We start from the raw sequence: 18,000 nt of genomic DNA, 5'->3' as shown, positions 1-18,000 counted from the left end.
CCGTTCGGTCCGTTCAGATGACAGCGCCCGGACCGGCAAATCGCGCGTCACGAATGGGGGTGGAAAGGGCGGGGATGAGTGTTTCGTTCCCGCCTCACGAAGTTCGAAGGCCTTCAGGGCGTGATCCTGAACACGGCATAGGGCCGCTCCAGCGGGTTCAGCCACCAATGCTGGATCTTGCCGTGCCAGCGGAAGCTCTGCCCGGTCGCCAAAGCCTCCACCTTCACCGAACCGTTGTCCGGCAGCCCAAGCTCCCAAAGCGGCACCTCGAAATGCCCGCCCTGCGGATCGAAGGGGTTGAGAGAAACGATGAACAGAAGATAGCTCGACCGGTCCGGCGTCCTCTTCGCGTAGTAAAGGACGTTGTCGTTCCAGAATTTGAAGAAGGCGAGCGAGGTGAAGGACTTCATCGCCGCGTTCTCGTTGCGGACGCGATTGAAGAAGGCGATGTCCTCGCGGATATTACCCTCGCGCTTCCAGTCGAAAGCGCGGATCTCGTACTTTTCGGAGTCGAGATATTCCTCCTTGCCCTTCACGGGCTTGTATTCGCAAAGCTCGAAGCCGGAATAAACGCCGTAGTTGCCGCCGAGCGTCGCGGCGAGTGCAAGCCGGATGCGGAAGCCCGGCCGCCCGCTCGTCTGAAGGAAGACGGGGTTGATGTCCGGCGTGTTGACGAAGAAGTTCGGCCGCATGTAGTCGGCGCATTCCTCCGTCGTCAGTTCTTCCAGATATTCCGTCAGTTCCGCCTTGGAATTGCGCCACGTGAAATAGGAATAGGACTGGTTGTAGCCGACCTTGGCGAGGCGCTTCATCATCTTCGGGCGCGTGAAGGCTTCGGCCAGGAAGATCGCACCCGGCTCCACCTTCCGCACTTCCTCGATCACCCATTCCCAGAAGGGGAAGGGCTTGGTGTGCGGGTTGTCGACCCGGAAGATCTTCACGCCCTTCTCGATCCAGAACAGGAAGGCGTCGCGCAGCGCGTACCAGATGGACGGGATCGCACCGCGATAGAAATGGACGTTGACGATGTCCTCGTATTTCTTCGGCGGGTTCTCGGCGAACTTGATCGTACCGTCGGGACGCCAGTCGAACCATTCCGGATGTTCCTTGATCCAGGGATGGTCGGGCGAGCATTGAATGGCGAAGTCGATGGCGATTTCCAGCCCGTGCGCTTCCGCAGCCTTCACCAGATGGGCGAAGTCCGCAAACGTGCCGAGTTCGGGATGGATGGCGTCGTGCCCGCCCTCGATCCCGCCGATGGCGTAGGGGCTGCCGACATCCCCTTCCAGGGCCTTCAGGGAATTGTTCTTGCCCTTGCGGTTGGTCACCCCGATCGGATGGATCGGCAGGAGATAAAGGACGTCGAAGCCCATCTCCTTGATGTCCGGCAGGCGCTTCTCGACATCCGCGAAGGTGCCGTGACGGTTCACGTCACCCGATTGCGAACGCGGGAAGAGTTCGTACCACGCGGAGAACGCGGCCCGCTCGCGATCTACCCAGACCGGAACCTGCCTTTCATAACGGCTGAGATTGGTGCGAACGCCGGTGCAATAAAGAAGATCGACCGTCTCGTAGGCCGTCAGAAGTTCATATTGCCCGTCTTTGTCGCCGGAAGCGGACAGCCCTTCGAGACGCTTCAGAAGCGCTTGCGTCGCCTGCACCTCCTCCGGCGTGCCGCGCTCGGAGGAAATCGCATCCTTCACGAGGCCGAGGCCTTCCACGAGTTCCAGCGTGATGTCGAGGCCGGCATCGCGCTTCTTCTTGGCCTCGTAGCGCCAAAGGGCATTGAGGTCGCGCCAAGCGATGATGGTGAAATGAGCCGGACCGTTCTTGGAAAACGCGACCGTCGCGCCCCAGCGGTCGTTTTCCACGAAGGCCATCGGCACTTCGCGCCACTCGCTCTCGCCGGTCTCGCGATAAAGCAGCGCGGCATCGATCTTGTCGTGGCCGTCGGCGAAGATATCGGCTTCCACCGTCAGATCCTCGCCGGCGAAACGCTTCACGGCGAAGCGGCCACCGTCGATTTCCGGTGCGACGCCTTCGATCACGACACGGTCGGCCGCGAGCTTCGACAACACCTCGTCGGCCGCTCCCGCCTTCGCCACGCTTGGGTTCGACTTCGGCGGGGCAGCCGTTGTCTTCGCCTTCTCGATCACGTCGGACATCAAGACCTCGTCTCGCGGTTCGATGGATAGCGCGCCGAGGAATCGGCGCGACTGGACTGATGGGGCAATGAGCGATCGGCCAGAGGGTTGCGCTGCGGCGCGGAAAACTCCGCCGATCTGCGGCTCAGCCGGAGTAAGCTTTCACGACCTGCCGCTGTTCGCCGAGATGCGAGCCGCCGAGCGCCACGATGTCGCCAGCCTTCAGGAAGAGCGGCGGCTTCATCCCCGCCCCGACGCCCGGCGGCGTGCCGGTGGTGATGATGTCGCCCGGCTGCAGCGCCAGGAAATCGGAGATATAGGACACGAGATGCGCGACGCCGAAGATCATGTCGGCGGTCGTGCCGGTTTGCCGGCGCTCCTTGTTGACGTCGAGCCAGAGATCGAGCGCCTGGACGTCCTCGATCTCATCGCGCGTCACCAGCCAGGGCCCCAACGGGCCGAAGGTCGGGGCGCTTTTGCCCTTCACCCATTGGCCGCCGCGATTTTTCTGCCATTCGCGCTCCGACACGTCGTTGCAAAGGCAGAAGCCTGCGACATGGTCGAGAGCATCGGCCTGCGAAACGTTGAGCGCGCGCTCGCCGATCACGATGGCCAGTTCCACCTCCCAGTCGGTGGAGTTCGAGCCCTTCGGGATGACGATATCGTCGCGCGGGCCAATGATGCAGGAAATCGCCTTGTTGAAGATCAAGGGCTCGGTCGGCACGTCGGAGCCGGTCTCGGCGGCGTGCTCGGCATAATTCCGACCCACCGCGAGAAAGTTCGTCGTGCCGGCCACCGGCGGCCCGAGGCGATGGGAAGGATCGGCCTTCGGCAGGCTTTTCGGGTCGAGGGCGCGAATCCTGTCGAGCCCGGCTCTGGAGAGATGGGAGCCGGCGATATCGTCGATCTCGCCGGACAGATCGCGCAGCACATTCTCCGCATCGATCAGTCCGGGCTTCTCCTTGCCCGCCTCGCCGAACCGCACCAGCCGCATCGCGCTCTCCCTGCCCGCGCCGGTGGAAGCCGGCCTCAGGAAGGGAGCACATAGGCACCGCTCGGCGATTGTCGCGGCGGGCCTCGAGGATTTATCGCCCTATTGCGGCTGCTCCATCTCCTCGGCGGAAAAGCTCAGGCCCGGCGCCCCGCTCGGCGGCAGGGGCGGCGTTTCCTGAAAAGCGCGGCGATCGTGGACGCGCCTGCCCAGCGCGTAGGTCGCCACCACGGAGCGGTCGTCGCCCATGGTCATCAGCGCGAAAAGCTCCTCGTCGAGGCTCTGCACCCGCTCCATGCGCCAGGAAAGCGCGGCGGTGGCATGGGTGTCGAGAACCACGAGATCGGCCTCCATCCCCGGCCGGATACGGCCGATGCGGTCCGACAGGCCCATGGCCTCGGCATTGCCGGCGGTCATCATGTGGAAGGCCTCGAAGGCGGTGAGCTTCTGCCCCCTCAAGGCCAGCACCTTGTAGGCTTCCGCCGCCGTCCGCAGCATGGAATAGCTCGTGCCGCCGCCGATATCGGTGGCGAGACCGACCTTGATGCCGGCAGCCCTCGCGCCCGCCAGATCGAACAGGCCGGAACCGAGAAACAGGTTGGAGGTCGGGCAGAAGATCGCCGACGCCTCCGCTTGCCCCAGCGCCGCCATCTCGCGTTCGCCGAGGTGGATGGCATGGCCGAACATGGCTTTCCTGCGCACCAGACCGAAGCGCTCGTAGACCGCCGTGTAATCCGACGCCCAGGGGAAGAGCTCGGCGACGAAAGCGATTTCGCCATGGTTTTCGGAAAGGTGCGTTTGGATATGAAGATCGGGATGCTCGGCGGCCAGCAGCCCCGTGGCGGTGAGCTGCGCATCGGTCGAGGTCGGCGCGAAGCGCGGCGTGATCGCGTATTCGAGACGCCCGACACCGTGCCAGCGCTGGATCAGGGCTTTGGATTCCTCGTAGCCGCGCTCCGGCGTGTCGAGGAGGCGCGGCGGCGCGTTGCGGTCCATCATCACCTTGCCGGCGACCATGCGGAGCTGACGCCGCTCGGCCTCCGAAAAGAAGGCCTCGACGCTGCCGGGATGGGACGTGCAATAAACGCCCGCCGTGGTGGTGCCGTTGCGAAGGAGCTCGTCCACGAGAAAGGTGGAAGCGGCACGCGACACGTCGTAGTCGCCATAGCGGCTTTCCTCGGGGAAGGTGTATTTCGACAGCCATTCCATCAGCTCGGTGCCGAAGGAGCCGATCACCTGGGTCTGCGGCATGTGGAGATGCGGGTCGATGAAGCCCGGCATCACCAGATGCCGGTGGTGGTCGACGACGCGCACTTCCGGGTCGAGATGGGGCGCGATCTCGCTCGCCGCGCCGACGGCCGCGACGACGCCGTTCTCGACCAGGACGATTCCCTCCTCGTGAAGGGTCGGTCGGTCGGTCGGGCCGCCGTCGAAGGAGAGGACGCGGCCCTTGATCGCGATACGGCGCGATGCGTCCGTCATGGTCTGTAGCTCCCGCTGCCCGAGGCGATCCAGTTGGCGAGAAGCTCGCGCTCGGCCGGCTCCAGACCGGTGATGTTGCCGGGCGGCATGGCATGGCTTCTGACCGCCTGCCGCTCGATCAAGGGCGCGTTGTGGACGATGTCTGCGGCGGTTTCGAGATAAACGTGGCGCGGTGCGATACCGATTCCGGGCCAGAGCGGCGCGCGCGCATGGCACATGGAACAGCGCGACTGCACGACGGATTCGGCCTCGGAGAAAAAGGCCGACTTCGCGAGGGCCAGTTGCGGGTCCTTTGTCCATTCGACCTCGGCGGCCTCGGCAGCAGGCGGTGTCTCGCGCCAGCCCGGCGCGCCCGACAGAGCCATCACGAGGATGAAGAGCAAGCCCGCCACGCCCCAGCACCACCAAAGGTTCCGGCCGGTCTTGTGGTGCGTGTTGAAGTAATGGCGGATCACCGCGCCCATCAGAAGCACGAGCCCGGCGATCGCCCAGTTCCACTCCGTCGCGAAGGCGAGCGGGTAGTGGTTGGACAGCATCAGAAAGACGACGGGCAGCGTCAGGTAGTTGTTGTGAAGCGAGCGTTGCTTGGCCTCCGCGCCCAGATGCGCGGCCGGCATGCGCCCGGCTTTGAGGTCCGCCACCACGATCCGCTGGTTCGGAATGATGATCATCGCGACATTCGCCGTCATGATGGTCGCGATCATCGCGCCCGTATGGAGCATCGCGCCGCGCCCCGAGAAGACTTGCGCGAACAGGAAGCTCGCCAGAACCACGTAGACGAACAGCACCGCCAGAAGCCCGGTGTCGTTGGCCTTCAAAGGCGACTTGCAGAGCGCGTTGTAGACGACCCAGCCGAGAGCGATGCCGGAGATGCCGATGAGGCTCGCGCCCCAGACCGGCAGGTCGGCGATCGTCGGATCGATCAGGAAAAGCTCGGCGCCGACATAATAAACGAGAAACAGGAGCGCCGCGCCGGAAAGCCAGGTGGCGTAGCTTTCCCATTTGAACCAGGTCAGGTCCTCCGGCATGTGCGGCGGGGCGACCATGTATTTCTGGATATGGTAGAAGCCGCCGCCATGGACCTGCCACGCCTCGCCGCCGACGCCTTCAGGCAGCCCGCGCGGCTTGCGGAGCCCGAGATCGAGGGCGATGAAATAAAAGGACGAGCCGATCCAGGCGATGGCGGTGACGACATGGAGCCATCGCACCGCGAAGCTCAGCCAATCATAGAAATAGGTCCACATGAGATGCCTTGCCGTTCCTTGAAGGACGAGCGACAGGCGACCGCGCGAAACGCAAGCGATCCGTTGGATCTCGTCAAACCGGGCGCCCTCGTCTTTCGAGGAAGCGCCCGTTCGTTGATTTCAGGTCACCGCCGCGATGTCGCGGCGGCAAAGGTCGTGATGGAAACCCGTCCCGTCAGGAACGGACACCCTCAACGTACCAGTCCATCTTGAGCAGATCCGCGTCCGGAACCACCTGACCGGCGGCGATCTTCTCGGCGCCCGACTGGTCCTTGATGGGGCCGGTGAAGACCTTGTAGGAGCGGTCCTTGGTGCCGTCGACGATCTTCTGCGCGGCGTCCTGCACTTCCTTCGGCATCTTCGGGTTCCAGGGGGACATCTCCACGAAGTCCTCCTTCATGCCGCCCCACACGTCGCCCGCCTTCCAGGTGCCGTCGAGAAGGGCCTGGACGGCCGACACGTAATGCGGCCCCCAATGATCGACGATCGCGGTCATGTGGGCGTTGGGCGCGAAGCTCGTCATGTCCCAGGCCTGACCGAAGGCGATGGCGCCGCGCTGTTCGGCGGCCTGAAGCGGGCCGGGCGAATCGGTGTGCTGCGTGATCACGTCGGCGCCCTGGTCCATCAGCGCCTTGGCGGCGTCGGATTCCTTTGCCGGGTCGTACCAGGAATTGACCCACACGACGCTCGTTTGGAAGTCCGGCTTCACCTTGCGGGCGGCGAGCGTGAAGGCGTTGATGCCCATCACCACTTCGGGGATCGGGAAGGACGCGACATAGCCGCCCTTGTTCGACTTCGACATCATGCCAGCGATGGTGCCGAGAACGGCGCGGCCTTCATAGAAGCGCGAATTGTAGATGCCGAGATTCTTCCCCGTCTTGAAGCCCGTGGCATGCTCGAAAGCGACTTTGGGGAACGCCCGCGCCACCTTCACCGTCGGCTCCATGAAGCCGAAGGAGGTGGCGAAGACGATATCGTTGCCTTCCTGCGCGAGGCGGCGGATGACGCGCTCGGCGTCCGGGCCCTCGGCGACGTTCTCGACGAAGCTCGTTTCGACCTTGTTTCCGAGCTTCTCAGCCAGGAACTTGCGGCCTTGGTCGTGGGCGAAGGAATAGCCGAAATCGCCGACCGGGCCGACATACACGAAGGCCGCCTTGACCTTCTCCTTCTTCTCCTGCGCGCCCGCCAGACCCGGCAGGACGGTGGTCAGGCCGAGGGCGGCGCCGGTGCCGAGAAGCCGGCGGCGGGTGAACTGGATCATGGATGAAACTCCCTTTGGAACAAGGCGGATAAAGGATCAGGCGCTGGCGCGGAAGGGCTTGCCCAAACAGGCCGGCGCGGAAGCGTCGCGGCGCCCCTTGCCGGCGGAAATCAGGGCAAGAACGAGGATCGTCGCAAGATAAGGCAGGCTGGACAGGAACTCGGGCGCCAGAAACGAAACGCCGGCGGCCTTCGCCTGCAACTCCAGCGTGATGACGAGGCCGAAGAGATAAGCGCCGAGCAGCAGCCGGGCGGGCTTCCAGGAGGCGAAGACGACGAGCGCTATGGCGATCCAGCCCCGCCCCGCCGTCAGTCGCTCGGCCCACATCGGCGTCAGCACCAGCGAATAAAAGGAGCCTGCGAGCCCCGCCATCGCCCCACCGAAGAGAACGGCGAGATAGCGCACCTTCAACACCGGATAGCCGATGGAATGGGCGGCGCTATCCGACTCGCCGACGGCGCGCAGGATCAGCCCGGCGCGGCTGTGACGGAGGAACCACCAGACCCCGCCCGTCAGGATCAGGCCGAGATAAACGATCGGCGAGTGGCCGAAGAGGATGCGCCATATCGGGTCGGCCGCAAGGCTCTGGGGGAAAAGCAGCGGCAATGTCTGCGTCGTGATGCCGACATAAGGCGCGCCGGCAAGGGCCGAAACGCCGGTGCCGAAGATGGTCAGCGCGAGGCCCGTCGCGACCTGATTGGCGGTCAGCGTCAGGGTGAGAAAGGCGAAGATCATCGAAGCGAGACCCGCCGCCAGCATGGAGGCGAGAACGCCGGCCCAAGGGCTGCCGGTCGTCACCGCGACGCCGAAGCCGGTGACGGCGCCGATCAGCATCATGCCTTCGACGCCGAGATTGAGCGTGCCGGACTTTTCCGCGACGAGTTCGCCGAGCGCCGCGATCAGGATCGGCGTCGCGGTGGCGGCGATCGTCATCAGGACGGAAACAAGGAAGACCGCGCTCATGCCGGAGCCTCCGTGCTTCGCGTCGAAGCAACGGGCGCAGCAAGCTTCGGGGTCCTGGACCCGGACACGAGCCGATAGCGCACGAGGATGTCGACGCCGAGCAGAAAGAACAACATCATCGCCTGGAAGACGCCGATGGCGGCGGCCGGCAGTCCGATGGAGGTCTGCGCGGACTCGCCCCCGACATAGGTCAGCGCCAGAACAAGGCTGGCGAGAAGGATGCCGACCGGATGGAGGCGGCCGAGAAAGGCGACGATAATCGCGGTATAACCGTAGCCCGTCGGAAAGGCCGGCACCATCTGCCCGAAAGGTCCGGCTGCTTCCAGAACGCCGGCAAGCCCGGCGAAGCCGCCGCCGAGAAGAAGCGCCAGCCAGACGGTGCGACTTTCGCGAAAGCCGCCATAGCGCGCGGCCTGCGGGCTGAGGCCCACGACGCGGATCTGGAAGCCTGCGACGGTGCGCGCGAGCGCGAACCACGCGGCGAGCGCCAGGACGAAGGCGATCGGCACGCCGACATGGATCAGCGTGTCGGGCACAGCCATCGGCAGGATCTGCCATTCGGTGAACAGCGCGGTCTGGGGAAAGTTGAACCCTTCCGGGTCCTTCCAGGGGCCGCGCATCAGGTAATAAAGAAGCTGGATCGAAACGTAGTTCAGCATCAGGCTGGACAGGATTTCGGACACGCCGAGCTTCGTGCGAAGCAAGGCCGGAAAAGCCGCCCACGCCATGCCGCCGATGATGCCGCAAAGGATCATGGCCGGCAGAATCCAGGGGCCTTCGCTGCCCATGGTCGCAAGCGCGATTCCCGTGCCGGCAAGGCCACCGAGGACATACTGCCCTTCGCCGCCGATGTTCCAGACATTGGCCCGGAAGCCGATCGACAGGCCGGTGGCGATGAGGGCAAGCGGCGCCGCCTTCACCAGAAGGTCCTGCCAGCGATAAGCGTCGAACAAGGGTTCCAGGAAGATTTCACGGATCGCCCCAAAACCGTCGAAGCCCGACAGCGTGAAGGCAACGGCCCCCACGAGAAGGGTGAGCCCAACGGCCAGAAGCGGCGCGGCGACCACCATCGCACGGCTCGGCACCAAGCGCTTTTCGAGACGCAAACCCATCATGCCGCTCCCGCGAAATGGGGAGCGGTCGGCACGGGCGGCGGCGCTTCGCCGGGCGCGGCCCCGTGGACACCGCCCATCAAAAGGCCGATCTCCTCGATCGACACGCCCTTCACGTCCACCGCATGGGACAAACGGCCCTCGTTCAGGACGCAGATGCGGTCGGCAAGCTCCAGAAGCTCGTCGAGGTCCTGGCTGACCACGACGATGCCAGCGCCCCGCGCGGCCAAATCGATCATCGCCTGACGGATGAAGCCCGCCGCGCCCGCATCGACGCCCCAGGTCGGCTGCGAGACGACGAGGACGCTCGGCTCCTGCCCGATCTCGCGGCCCATGATGAACTTTTGAAGGTTGCCGCCGGACAGGCTGCCGGCCAGCGCCTGCGGGCCGGTCGCCTTGACGGAAAAGGACCGGATGACGCCCGCCGCATAGTCGCGCGCCGCGCCCGGGCGCAGAAGCCCGCCGCCCGACAGGCCCTTGCGGGAGCGCGCCGACAGAACGGCGTTCTCGGCCAGCGTCATACCCGGCACGGCGGCATGGCCGTTGCGCTCTTCGGGCACGGTGCAAAGCCCGAGCCGCCGCCGCGCCCCGACGGAAAGGCTGGCGATGTCGCGCCCGTTCAGCGCGATGCGGCCCGAAGCGCGCCGCTCGCCCGACAGCACTTCCACCAACTCGTTCTGCCCGTTGCCGGCAACGCCCGCGATGCCGAGGATTTCGCCCGATCGCACGCGAAAGGCGACGTTCTTCAGGCTCGTGCCGAAGGGCGCTTCGCCGGGCGCGGAAAGATCGGACACGGCGAAGCGGTCCTCGCCATGAGTCGCGGCGGGCTTGGCGGACAGGTCCTTCAAGCTGCCGCCGATCATCAGCTCGGCCATGCGGCGCGGCGTCTCCATCGCCGGGTCGCAGGTGCCGACCACCTTGCCGCCGCGCAGGATCGTCGCGCCCGAGCAGAGCGCTTTGATCTCGGCGAGCTTGTGGGAGATGTAGAGGATCGAGCAACCTTGGCCGGCCAGTTGGCGCAGCGTTTCGAACAGCTTCTCCACCTCTTGCGGCGTGAGAACCGAGGTCGGCTCGTCCATGATCAGGAGCTTCGGCTTCGTCAGGAGCGCGCGCACGATCTCGATGCGCTGGCGCTCGCCGACGGAAAGCGTGTGGACGAAGCGATGGGGATCGAGCGCAAGGCCATAGGTTTCGAGCACCCCGCGCACCGCCTTTTCCAGCTCGCGACGCGGCGGCGGATCGTCGAGACCGAGCGCGATATTCTCCAGAACCGTCATCGCCTCGAAAAGGGAGAAGTGCTGGAACACCATGCCGATCCCGAGCCGGCGCGCTTCGCGGGGAGACGCGATCTCGATGGAACGACCGTCCCAATGGATCGTGCCCTCGTCGGCGCGCTGCACGCCGTAGATGATCTTCACCAGCGTCGACTTGCCGGCGCCGTTCTCGCCCAGAAGCGCGTGGATTTCTCCGGGTTCGACGGAAAAGGACACGTTCTCGTTGGCGACGACGCCCGGAAAGCGCTTGGTGATGCCGCTAAGCTGAAGGCGTGGCGCCATGCCCGATTCCGATGCTCATACAGCGGCACCATGGCATTTCAAGGCCGGCTCTGCCAAGAGATTGATCAGCGAATTATCGTGATCCGAAAGAAGGCATGTGAGGACTTCCGCCGCGGTCAGCGCGGCGATCACCGCCGGCCGTTTGTCGCGCAACGCCTTGCCGCCGATCGGCAGGGTCAGCCCGGCGATCAGCCGGTCCTCGCCGGTTTCGGCCAGATGCCGCCGGAACTTCTCGCGCTTGGTGGCCGAGCCGATCATCCCGACATAACAAGCATCGCCGCGCCGGAGCGCCGCTGCCGCGATCAGGAAGTCGAGCGGGTGGTCGTGCGTCATGACAACGAAGGCTGTGCCGGGCGGCGCGCTTTCAACCTCGGCTTCGGGAAGCGCGGAAGCTCGCGCCTCCACCTCGGGAGGCAGGTTGGCGAGGCTATCAGGCCGGGGATCGACGACGCGCAGCCGGATCGGCAGAAGCGCCAGCGCCTTCGCCAGCGCGGTGCCGGTATGGCCGGCCCCGAACACGAGGGCCAGCGGTCGCGCTTCCCGCTCATCTCGCTCCCGCGCTTCTTCCGCCGCGATCGCGGCTGCATCGACGCGCCGGAGATGCAGCGTGACATGACCGCCGCAGCATTGCCCGATCCGGGGTCCGAGCGGCACCGCGAGCCGGGTTTCCTTGCTGCGGCTCTCGATCAGGCCGCGCGCCGCTTCGATGCCGGAGAGTTCCAATCGGCCGCCGCCGACCGTGCCCGTGACGCGCGTCGGCGTCACCAGCATGGCCGCCCCCTCCTCGCGGGGCGTCGAGCCCTTGGCCGTGCCGACGCGCACGAGAACGCTCGGGGTTCCAGCCTCCAGGCATTCCCGCATCAGGGGAACGAGGCTCGTCATGCGGTGTTGCCCCTAACGCTTTCCACGGCGGCCAGAATGCGTTCAGGGGTCGCCGGCGCATCGAGATCGGGGAAGGCGCGACCGTCGCCGGCCGCCAGAACGGCGTCGGTGAGAGCCGAAAACACCGAGATCGCCAGCATGAAGGGCGGCTCGCCGACCGCCTTGGAGCGATAAACGGTTTCGCTCCGGTTCTCGCCCTTTTCCCAGAGCGCCAAGCGAAGATCGTCGGGCCGGTCGTTGGCGGTCGGGATCTTGTAGGTGGAGGGCGCGTGGGTGCGTAAGCGCCCGGCCTTGTCCCACCAGAGTTCCTCCGTCGTCAGCCAGCCCATGCCTTGAATGAAGCCGCCCTCGATCTGCCCCCGGTCGAGCGCCGGGTTCAAGGAGCGCCCGACATCGTGGAGAATGTCGGCGCGAAGCAGGCGGTTCTCGCCCGTCAGCGTATCGATCACGACTTCCGAACAGGCCGCGCCATAGGCGAAATAGAAGAAGGGCCGGCCGGTGGCCGTTTCGCGGTCGAAACTGATCTCGGGCGTCGCATAGAAGCCGGTCGCGGAGAGCGAAACGCGGGCGAGATAGGCCTCGCCGACGAGATCGCGGAAGCGCTTTTCCTCAGCCCCGATCCGCACCCGGTTCGGCAGGAACTGGACCTCGCCCCGCGCAACGCCATAGCGCTTGCAGGCGTAATCGACCAAGCGCTCCTTGATGGTCCGCGCGGCGTTCAAAGCGGCCATGCCGTTGAGGTCGGTGCCGGACGAAGCGGCCGTCGCCGAGGTGTTCGGCACCTTGCCCGTCGTGGTGGCGGTGATCCTCACATGATCGACGTCGATGCGGAACTCTTCGGCCACCACCTGCGCGACCTTGGTGAAGAGCCCCTGCCCCATCTCCGTGCCGCCGTGGTTGAGCGCGACCGAGCCGTCCTTGTAGACATGGACCAGCGCCCCGGCCTGGTTGAGATGGGTTGTGGTGAAGGAGATGCCGAACTTTACCGGGGTCAGCGCCAAGCCCTTCTTCAGGATCGGGTTCGCCGCGTTGAAGGCCTTCACCGCTTCGCGCCGCGCGCGGTAATCGGAACTTTGCTCCAGTTCCTCCACGAGTTCGCCGGCGATCGAGTCCGTCACCTCCATGCCATAGGGCGTCGTGCCGCCGCCCTGGCCTAAGTAGAAGTTGCGCTTCCTCACATCCAAGGGGTCGAGCCCAAGGGAGAAGGCGATCCGGTCCATCGCCCGCTCGGTGCCGAGCATGCCCTGCGGCCCGCCGAAGCCGCGAAAGGCGGTGTTGGAAACGGTGTGCGTCTTCAGGCGCCGCGAATGGATGCGGGCGGCCGGCAGATGGTAGGCGTTGTCGGCATGGAACATCGCCCGGTCGGCGATGGCGCCGCTGAGATCGCAGGAATAACCACAGCGGATGAAATGGCGGATGTCGGCGCCGAGAATCCGCCCTTCGCCGTCCACGCCGAACTCGTAGTCGACGCGCGCCTCGTGCCGCTTGCCTGTCATCTCCATGTCGTCGTCGCGGTCGAGCCGGCATTTCGCCGGCCGCCCCGTCGCCCGCGCCACGAGCGCGCAGACGCTGGCGAAAAGGGCGGGCTGCGATTCCTTGCCGCCGAAGCCGCCGCCCATGCGCCGCACCTCGACCACCACCTGATTGTCCGACAGCCCCAGGGCTTTGGCGACATTGTGCTGGACTTCGGACGGATGCTGGGTGGAGGACTTCACCAGGATGTCGCCGTCCTCGCCGGGCACGGCGACGGCGATCTGGCCTTCCAGATAGAAATGGTCCTGCCCGCCGATCTCCAGCCGGCCGGAAACGCGATGCGGCGCGGATCGGAGCGCTGCCGCGACCTCGCCCTTCCGCATCTCGTAGGCCGGCATCAGGTCGCGGCCCGCCGCATCCGCCATGGCAACGGCCTCGTCCACCGTGATCGCGGCGGGAAGATCCTCGTATTCCATAGCGGCGAGTTTCGCGGCATTGCGCGCGGCGTCCAGCGTTTCGCCGGCCACCGCGAAAAGCGGCTGGCCGACATAGTGCACCTCGTCCACCGCAAAGATCGGGTCGTCGCCGAAGACCGGCGAATAATCGTTCTGCCCCGGAATATCGTCGGCGGTCAGGACGGTGACGACACCGGGAGCGTCGCGAACCTTCGACAGATCGACCGAAAGGATGCGCGCATGGGCGCGCGGCGACATGGCGAGAAAGACCTGCAGCGTTCCCGGCAGTTCGGGCTCGTCATCGATATAGCGCGCCGCGCCGGTGACGTGCTTGGTGCCGCTGTCATGCGGCAGGCTCGCCGACACGCCGCCCCGGCTCGTGCGATCCTTCGCCGGCGTCTCGCCACCCAGCGAAGCCGGATCGATCGTTTCGGCGACGCCGCGATCCTGGATGCGCGTTTCGTGGATGCCCTCTTCCATCAGGCCACCTCCAGAACGCGCGTCGCCGCCGCGCCCGCATGTTCCAGGGCGAAGCGCTTGAGGATGTTCTGCGCGGCTTTCAGACGGTAATCGGCGCTCGCCCGCATGTCGCTCAAGGGTGTGAAATCTTCTGCCAAGGCCTCGGCGGCAGCCTTGGCCGCGCCGATGTCGAACGGCCGGCCGAGGAGAGCGGCTTCCGCCGCGCTCGCGCGCTTCGGCGTTCCCGCCATGCCGCCGAAGGCAATGCGCGCTTCGGTCACCACGTCATCCTCAAACGTCAGGCGCATCGCCGCCATCACGGCCGAGATGTCGGAGTCGAAGCGCTTCGACAGCTTGTGGCAGAAAAAGCGCTGGTTCGGAAACAAGACCGGCACTTCCAGCGCGGCGACGAACTCGCCTGTTCCCCGATCCTGACGGCCGTATTCGATGAAGAAGTCCTCGATAGGGAGCCGCCGCATCTTGTCGCCCTGGCGAAGGTGCAGGCCGGCGCCGAGCGCGATCAAGGCCGGCAGCAGGTCGCCGATGGGCGAGCCGTTGGCGACATTGCCGCCGACCGTGCCGGCATTGCGGATCTGGTAGCCGGCGAAGCGGCGCATCAACTCGCCGAGCGAGGGGTGGATGTCGGCGAGGCGGTCGGTCGCCTCGCGATGCGTCACCGCCGCGCCGACGAAAAGCGCGCCCGGCCCTTCCTCGATCATCCGCAGGTCCTCGACGCGGGAAACGTCGATCAGAAGCGGCAGGTCGCGATGCTGCTTCGTCACCCAAAGCCCGATATCGGTGGCACCCGCCACGAGAAGCGCATCGGGATGGGCGGCGTAGAGATCGGCGAGCGCGTCGACGTCGCGCGGGGAGAACCAGCGGCTGCCGTCAGCACCCTCGTAAGCGAAGACCTCGCCGCCGCGAAGCGCGTCCAGCCTTTGGCCAAGTTCGGCATCGGCGGCCTTCGTATCGGGAACGGCCACACTTCCCGCCCGAAGGCCCGCTTCGATGATCGGCCCGTAACCCGTGCAGCGACAAAGATTGCCGGATACGAGATCTTTCACTTCCTGCCGATCGGAAAGCCGGCCGTTCCACCAGCCGGCATAAAGCTGCATCACGAAGCCGGGCGTGCAGAAGCCGCATTGACTGCCATGGAGGTCCACCAGGGCCTGCTGCACCGGGTGGAGACCGTCGCGACCGATATGCTCCACCGTTTCCACCGCCCGCCCGTTCAAGGACGGCATGAACTGGATGCAGGCATTCACCGCGCGGCGCTTGAGCCCTGCCTCGCCGTCGGGCTCGCAGATCACCACGGTGCAGGCGCCGCAATCGCCCTCGGCGCAGCCTTCCTTGGTGCCGGTCAGACGCGCGTCCTGGCGCAGCCATTCCAGAATGGTGGTGGTCGCCTTCGGGCCGGAGACTTCGCGCTCGGTGCCGTTCAGGATGAAGCGGATCGGCTCTGCCATGGGCTTTAGCTCCCGCGATAGGTGGAATAGCCGAAGGGCGAAAGAAGAAGCGGCACGTGGTAATGCGCGCTCTCGGCGATGCCGAAGCGGATCACCACATCGTCCAGAAACAAGGGCTCGGCGAGCGGCCCTTGCGTGTTGCGAAGATAGGTCCCGGCCTCGAAGACGAGCTCGTAGCGCCCGGTACGGAAAGCCTCGCCCGACAGGAGCGGCGCGTCACAGCGCCCGTCCGCGTTGGTCGTGGCGCGCACGATCTCCTGCCGCTTATCCCCGTCCAGCCGGAACAAGGTCAGCGCCAGTCCGGCGGCGGGTTTTCCGAGCGCCGTGTCGAGAACGTGAGTCGTCAGCCTTCCGGCCGCTTCGATCGCCATGAACGGGCATATCCCTTTGAAGAACCGGAGAATGATTGTGCACCCAGCGCGCGGCAAAGGTAAAGGGGGCAACGGCGCGCACCGGGCCCCGCCCTTCGCCTTGCGGGGGATGGGCGCGTCGCCTAGGTTGCACCTATCCGCGAAAGCATTCGAACCATGATCAATCGGCCTCTCAAAGCAAAGGAACGGCTCGACCTCCTGCCCGATCGCTCCGGCATGGCGTGGGTCGTCGACGACAAGGGTAAGGGCATCTGGCTTCCCGCAGACCCGAACGATCCTTTCGAGAATCCCTTCGCGAACTTCACGGAATGGGACAGCGAGGCGGACCACAAGGCTTATGACAAGCTTTAGAAAAGGCGATGTCGTCGTCTGCCAGTTTCCTTATTCGGACCGCAACGTCCGTTATCGACGGCCGGTCCTTGTTGTTTCGACAGCCGCCTTTAATGACGCGCAGCCGATAGCCTGGGTCCTCATGATCACCGGCGCGGATAATTCGCGCTGGCCGGGCGACGTCGATTTCGGCGCTCACTACGAGGCGGCAGGGCTGAAGAACCCGTCCGTGATCCGCACCGCGAAAGTCTCCAGCGTCGAGCTTGGAGATGCGCTGCGCCTCGGCTCCGTGCCATCCTTCATTCTCAGCGAGGTCATGACCGAGATCGGCTCGCACCTCGGTCTGGCCGGCGATACGAACGGTTAGCCCCCATGCCTTCCTATCCTCGCGACATGCGCGGCTACGGCCGCCACGCTCCCGACCCGCAATGGCCCAATCCCGGTGGGCAAGGCCCCGCGAAGATCTGCGTCCAGTTCGTGATCAACTACGAGGAAGGCGGCGAGAACTCGATCCTCCACGGCGACGCGGCTTCGGAAGCCTTTCTGTCGGAGATCGTCGGCGCGGCGCCCTGGCCGGGCCTCCGGCACATGAATATGGAATCGATCTACGAATACGGCTCCCGCGCGGGCTTCTGGCGGCTCCACCGCATGTTCACCGAGCGGGAGATGCCGGTCACCGTTTATGCGGTCGCGACCGCCATGGAGCGGAACCCTGAAGCAGTCGCCGCGATGGTGGAGGCCGATTGGGAGATTGCTTCCCACGGCCTCAAATGGATCGACTACCGCGAATACACGAAGGATGCCGAGCGCGAGCATATGGCGCGTGCGGTCGAGATCCACACGGCGATGACGGGATCACGCCCGCTCGGTTGGTATACGGGCCGCTCGGGCGCCCATTCGATCGATCTCGTGGCGGAGGAAGGCGGCTTCCTTTATTCCTCCGACGCCTATGCCGACGACCTGCCTTATTGGCAAGAAACCGCCCACGGACCCCTCCTGATCCTGCCCTATACGCTGGATTCCAACGACATGCGGTTCGCCACGCCCCAAGGCTTCAACACGGGCGACCATTTCTACGACTATCTGAAGGACGCTTTCGACTGCCTCTACGAGGAGGGCGAGCGGGGCCAAGCCAAGATACTGAATATCGGCCTTCATTGCCGCCTCGTCGGGCGTCCCGGCCGGGCGCAGGCGCTGGCCCGTTTTCTCGACTATGTGCGCTCCAAGCCCGATGTCTGGGTGGCGCGGCGGATCGACATCGCGCGCCATTGGATGACGCATTTTCCCCATGACCCGGATCGCCTCAAACCGTCGCGCATGAACCGCGAGGCGTTCGTCGCCCGGTTCGGCTCCGTCTTCGAGCATTCGCCCTTTGTCGCGGAGCGTTCCTTCGATGCCGGCCTCCACGACGCGCATGACGGCGCGAGCGGCCTTGCCCTCGCGATGGCCGCCGCCTTCCGGCGCGCTTCGCCGACCGAGCGGCTCGGCGTCCTCCAGGCCCATCCCGATCTTGCCGGCCGCCTCGCCTTGGCGAAGGGGCTGACGGCGGAATCGACATCCGAACAGGCGTCCGCCGGCCTCGACAGCTTGAACGAGGACGAGCTTGCCCGCTTCACCGCCCTCAACGGGCGCTATACGGAACGTTTCGGCTTTCCCTTCATCATCGCCGTGCGGGGTCTGACGAAAGCCGACATTCTGGCGAGCTTCGAGAAGCGCGTGGAGAACACCCGCGAGGCGGAACTTGCCACGGCGGCCCGCGAGGTCGAAAAGATCGCGCGGCTTCGCATCGCCTCGATCTTCGGAGAATGACC

At 65.5% G+C, this 18,000-nt stretch carries 15 protein-coding genes; 3 read left to right on the top strand and 12 right to left on the bottom strand.

Annotated elements, in window-relative coordinates:
- Positions 1 to 113 precede the first annotated feature (113 nt).
- The 12 genes from F9929_RS14260 to uraH form a co-directional block, all read right to left on the bottom strand.
- Positions 114 to 2,156, bottom strand: coding sequence for an alpha-1,4-glucan--maltose-1-phosphate maltosyltransferase (locus F9929_RS14260; RefSeq protein ID WP_456236795.1), 2,043 nt, complete (start codon positions 2,154 to 2,156; stop codon positions 114 to 116).
- Between the two features lie 133 nt (positions 2,157 to 2,289).
- Entirely contained in the window at positions 2,290 to 3,138 is an 849-nt protein-coding gene (locus tag F9929_RS14255) for a fumarylacetoacetate hydrolase family protein (protein ID WP_152047251.1), read from the bottom strand.
- Between the two features lie 99 nt (positions 3,139 to 3,237).
- A complete protein-coding gene (gene guaD, locus F9929_RS14250) occupies positions 3,238 to 4,617 on the bottom strand; it encodes a guanine deaminase (protein WP_152047250.1) in 1,380 nt (459 codons plus the stop codon).
- Positions 4,614 to 5,861, bottom strand: a complete 1,248-nt coding sequence (locus tag F9929_RS14245) for a urate hydroxylase PuuD (protein WP_152047249.1) — start codon at positions 5,859 to 5,861, stop codon at positions 4,614 to 4,616. Before F9929_RS14245 ends, guaD begins: the two co-directional genes overlap by 4 nt.
- Before the next feature lie 175 nt (positions 5,862 to 6,036).
- The gene (locus F9929_RS14240) at positions 6,037 to 7,122 is read right to left on the bottom strand and encodes a BMP family ABC transporter substrate-binding protein (protein ID WP_152047248.1); all 1,086 of its coding nucleotides are present in this window, start codon (positions 7,120 to 7,122) and stop codon (positions 6,037 to 6,039) included.
- A gap of 36 nt (positions 7,123 to 7,158) precedes the next feature.
- Positions 7,159 to 8,085 (bottom strand): ABC transporter permease, encoded by a 927-nt coding sequence (locus F9929_RS14235; protein ID WP_152047247.1) that lies wholly within the window; start codon positions 8,083 to 8,085, stop codon positions 7,159 to 7,161.
- Entirely contained in the window at positions 8,082 to 9,197 is a 1,116-nt protein-coding gene (locus F9929_RS14230) for an ABC transporter permease (protein WP_152047246.1), read from the bottom strand. The genes F9929_RS14235 and F9929_RS14230 overlap by 4 nt, the downstream gene beginning before the upstream one ends.
- Positions 9,197 to 10,753 carry an ABC transporter ATP-binding protein gene (locus tag F9929_RS14225; protein ID WP_152047245.1) on the bottom strand — a complete coding sequence of 519 codons (1,557 nt, stop codon included), beginning with the start codon at positions 10,751 to 10,753 and terminating at the stop codon, positions 9,197 to 9,199. The genes F9929_RS14230 and F9929_RS14225 overlap by 1 nt, the downstream gene beginning before the upstream one ends.
- A 15-nt stretch (positions 10,754 to 10,768) precedes the next feature.
- Entirely contained in the window at positions 10,769 to 11,635 is an 867-nt protein-coding gene (gene xdhC / locus F9929_RS14220) for a xanthine dehydrogenase accessory protein XdhC (RefSeq protein ID WP_152047244.1), read from the bottom strand.
- On the bottom strand, positions 11,632 to 14,043 hold the full coding sequence (xdhB, locus tag F9929_RS14215) for a xanthine dehydrogenase molybdopterin binding subunit (RefSeq protein ID WP_152047243.1): 2,412 nt from the start codon (positions 14,041 to 14,043) through the stop codon (positions 11,632 to 11,634). Before xdhB ends, xdhC begins: the two co-directional genes overlap by 4 nt.
- Positions 14,043 to 15,488, bottom strand: coding sequence for a xanthine dehydrogenase small subunit (gene xdhA, locus F9929_RS14210; RefSeq protein ID WP_152047242.1), 1,446 nt, complete (start codon positions 15,486 to 15,488; stop codon positions 14,043 to 14,045). Before xdhA ends, xdhB begins: the two co-directional genes overlap by 1 nt.
- A 5-nt stretch (positions 15,489 to 15,493) precedes the next feature.
- Entirely contained in the window at positions 15,494 to 15,859 is a 366-nt protein-coding gene (gene uraH, locus F9929_RS14205; RefSeq protein ID WP_152047241.1) for a hydroxyisourate hydrolase, read from the bottom strand.
- A gap of 156 nt (positions 15,860 to 16,015) precedes the next feature.
- Here uraH and F9929_RS14200 point away from each other — a divergent pair, with 156 nt between their 5' ends.
- From F9929_RS14200 to puuE, 3 genes are read left to right on the top strand one after another with little or no spacing between them, the layout of a single operon-like run.
- The gene (locus F9929_RS14200) at positions 16,016 to 16,210 is read left to right on the top strand and encodes a hypothetical protein (protein ID WP_152047240.1); all 195 of its coding nucleotides are present in this window, start codon (positions 16,016 to 16,018) and stop codon (positions 16,208 to 16,210) included.
- Entirely contained in the window at positions 16,197 to 16,556 is a 360-nt protein-coding gene (locus tag F9929_RS14195; protein WP_152047239.1) for a type II toxin-antitoxin system PemK/MazF family toxin, read from the top strand. Before F9929_RS14200 ends, F9929_RS14195 begins: the two co-directional genes overlap by 14 nt.
- A gap of 5 nt (positions 16,557 to 16,561) precedes the next feature.
- Positions 16,562 to 17,998: an allantoinase PuuE gene (gene puuE, locus F9929_RS14190; RefSeq protein ID WP_152047238.1), complete on the top strand. Its 1,437-nt coding sequence runs from the start codon at positions 16,562 to 16,564 to the stop codon at positions 17,996 to 17,998.
- The last annotated feature ends 2 nt before the right edge of the window (positions 17,999 to 18,000 follow it).

Source organism: Aureimonas psammosilenae, from assembly GCF_009176975.1.
GTDB classification, from domain to species: domain Bacteria; phylum Pseudomonadota; class Alphaproteobacteria; order Rhizobiales; family Rhizobiaceae; genus Plantimonas; species Plantimonas psammosilenae.
Note: the sequence above shows the minus strand (reverse complement) of the source record. Positions and strands in the feature narration are given on the sequence as shown.

Coding starts and splice junctions, on each gene's coding strand:
- F9929_RS14255 (WP_152047251.1), bottom strand. CDS start 3,138: ATGCGGCTGGTGCGGTTCGGCGAGGCGGGCAAGGAGAAGCCCGGACTG.
- xdhA (WP_152047242.1), bottom strand. CDS start 15,488: ATGGCAGAGCCGATCCGCTTCATCCTGAACGGCACCGAGCGCGAAGTC.
- F9929_RS14225 (WP_152047245.1), bottom strand. CDS start 10,753: ATGGCGCCACGCCTTCAGCTTAGCGGCATCACCAAGCGCTTTCCGGGC.
- F9929_RS14230 (WP_152047246.1), bottom strand. CDS start 9,197: ATGGGTTTGCGTCTCGAAAAGCGCTTGGTGCCGAGCCGTGCGATGGTG.
- F9929_RS14245 (WP_152047249.1), bottom strand. CDS start 5,861: ATGTGGACCTATTTCTATGATTGGCTGAGCTTCGCGGTGCGATGGCTC.
- F9929_RS14235 (WP_152047247.1), bottom strand. CDS start 8,085: ATGAGCGCGGTCTTCCTTGTTTCCGTCCTGATGACGATCGCCGCCACC.
- guaD (WP_152047250.1), bottom strand. CDS start 4,617: ATGACGGACGCATCGCGCCGTATCGCGATCAAGGGCCGCGTCCTCTCC.
- F9929_RS14195 (WP_152047239.1), top strand. CDS start 16,197: ATGACAAGCTTTAGAAAAGGCGATGTCGTCGTCTGCCAGTTTCCTTAT.
- xdhB (WP_152047243.1), bottom strand. CDS start 14,043: ATGGAAGAGGGCATCCACGAAACGCGCATCCAGGATCGCGGCGTCGCC.
- xdhC (WP_152047244.1), bottom strand. CDS start 11,635: ATGACGAGCCTCGTTCCCCTGATGCGGGAATGCCTGGAGGCTGGAACC.
- puuE (WP_152047238.1), top strand. CDS start 16,562: ATGCCTTCCTATCCTCGCGACATGCGCGGCTACGGCCGCCACGCTCCC.
- F9929_RS14200 (WP_152047240.1), top strand. CDS start 16,016: ATGATCAATCGGCCTCTCAAAGCAAAGGAACGGCTCGACCTCCTGCCC.
- uraH (WP_152047241.1), bottom strand. CDS start 15,859: ATGGCGATCGAAGCGGCCGGAAGGCTGACGACTCACGTTCTCGACACG.
- F9929_RS14240 (WP_152047248.1), bottom strand. CDS start 7,122: ATGATCCAGTTCACCCGCCGCCGGCTTCTCGGCACCGGCGCCGCCCTC.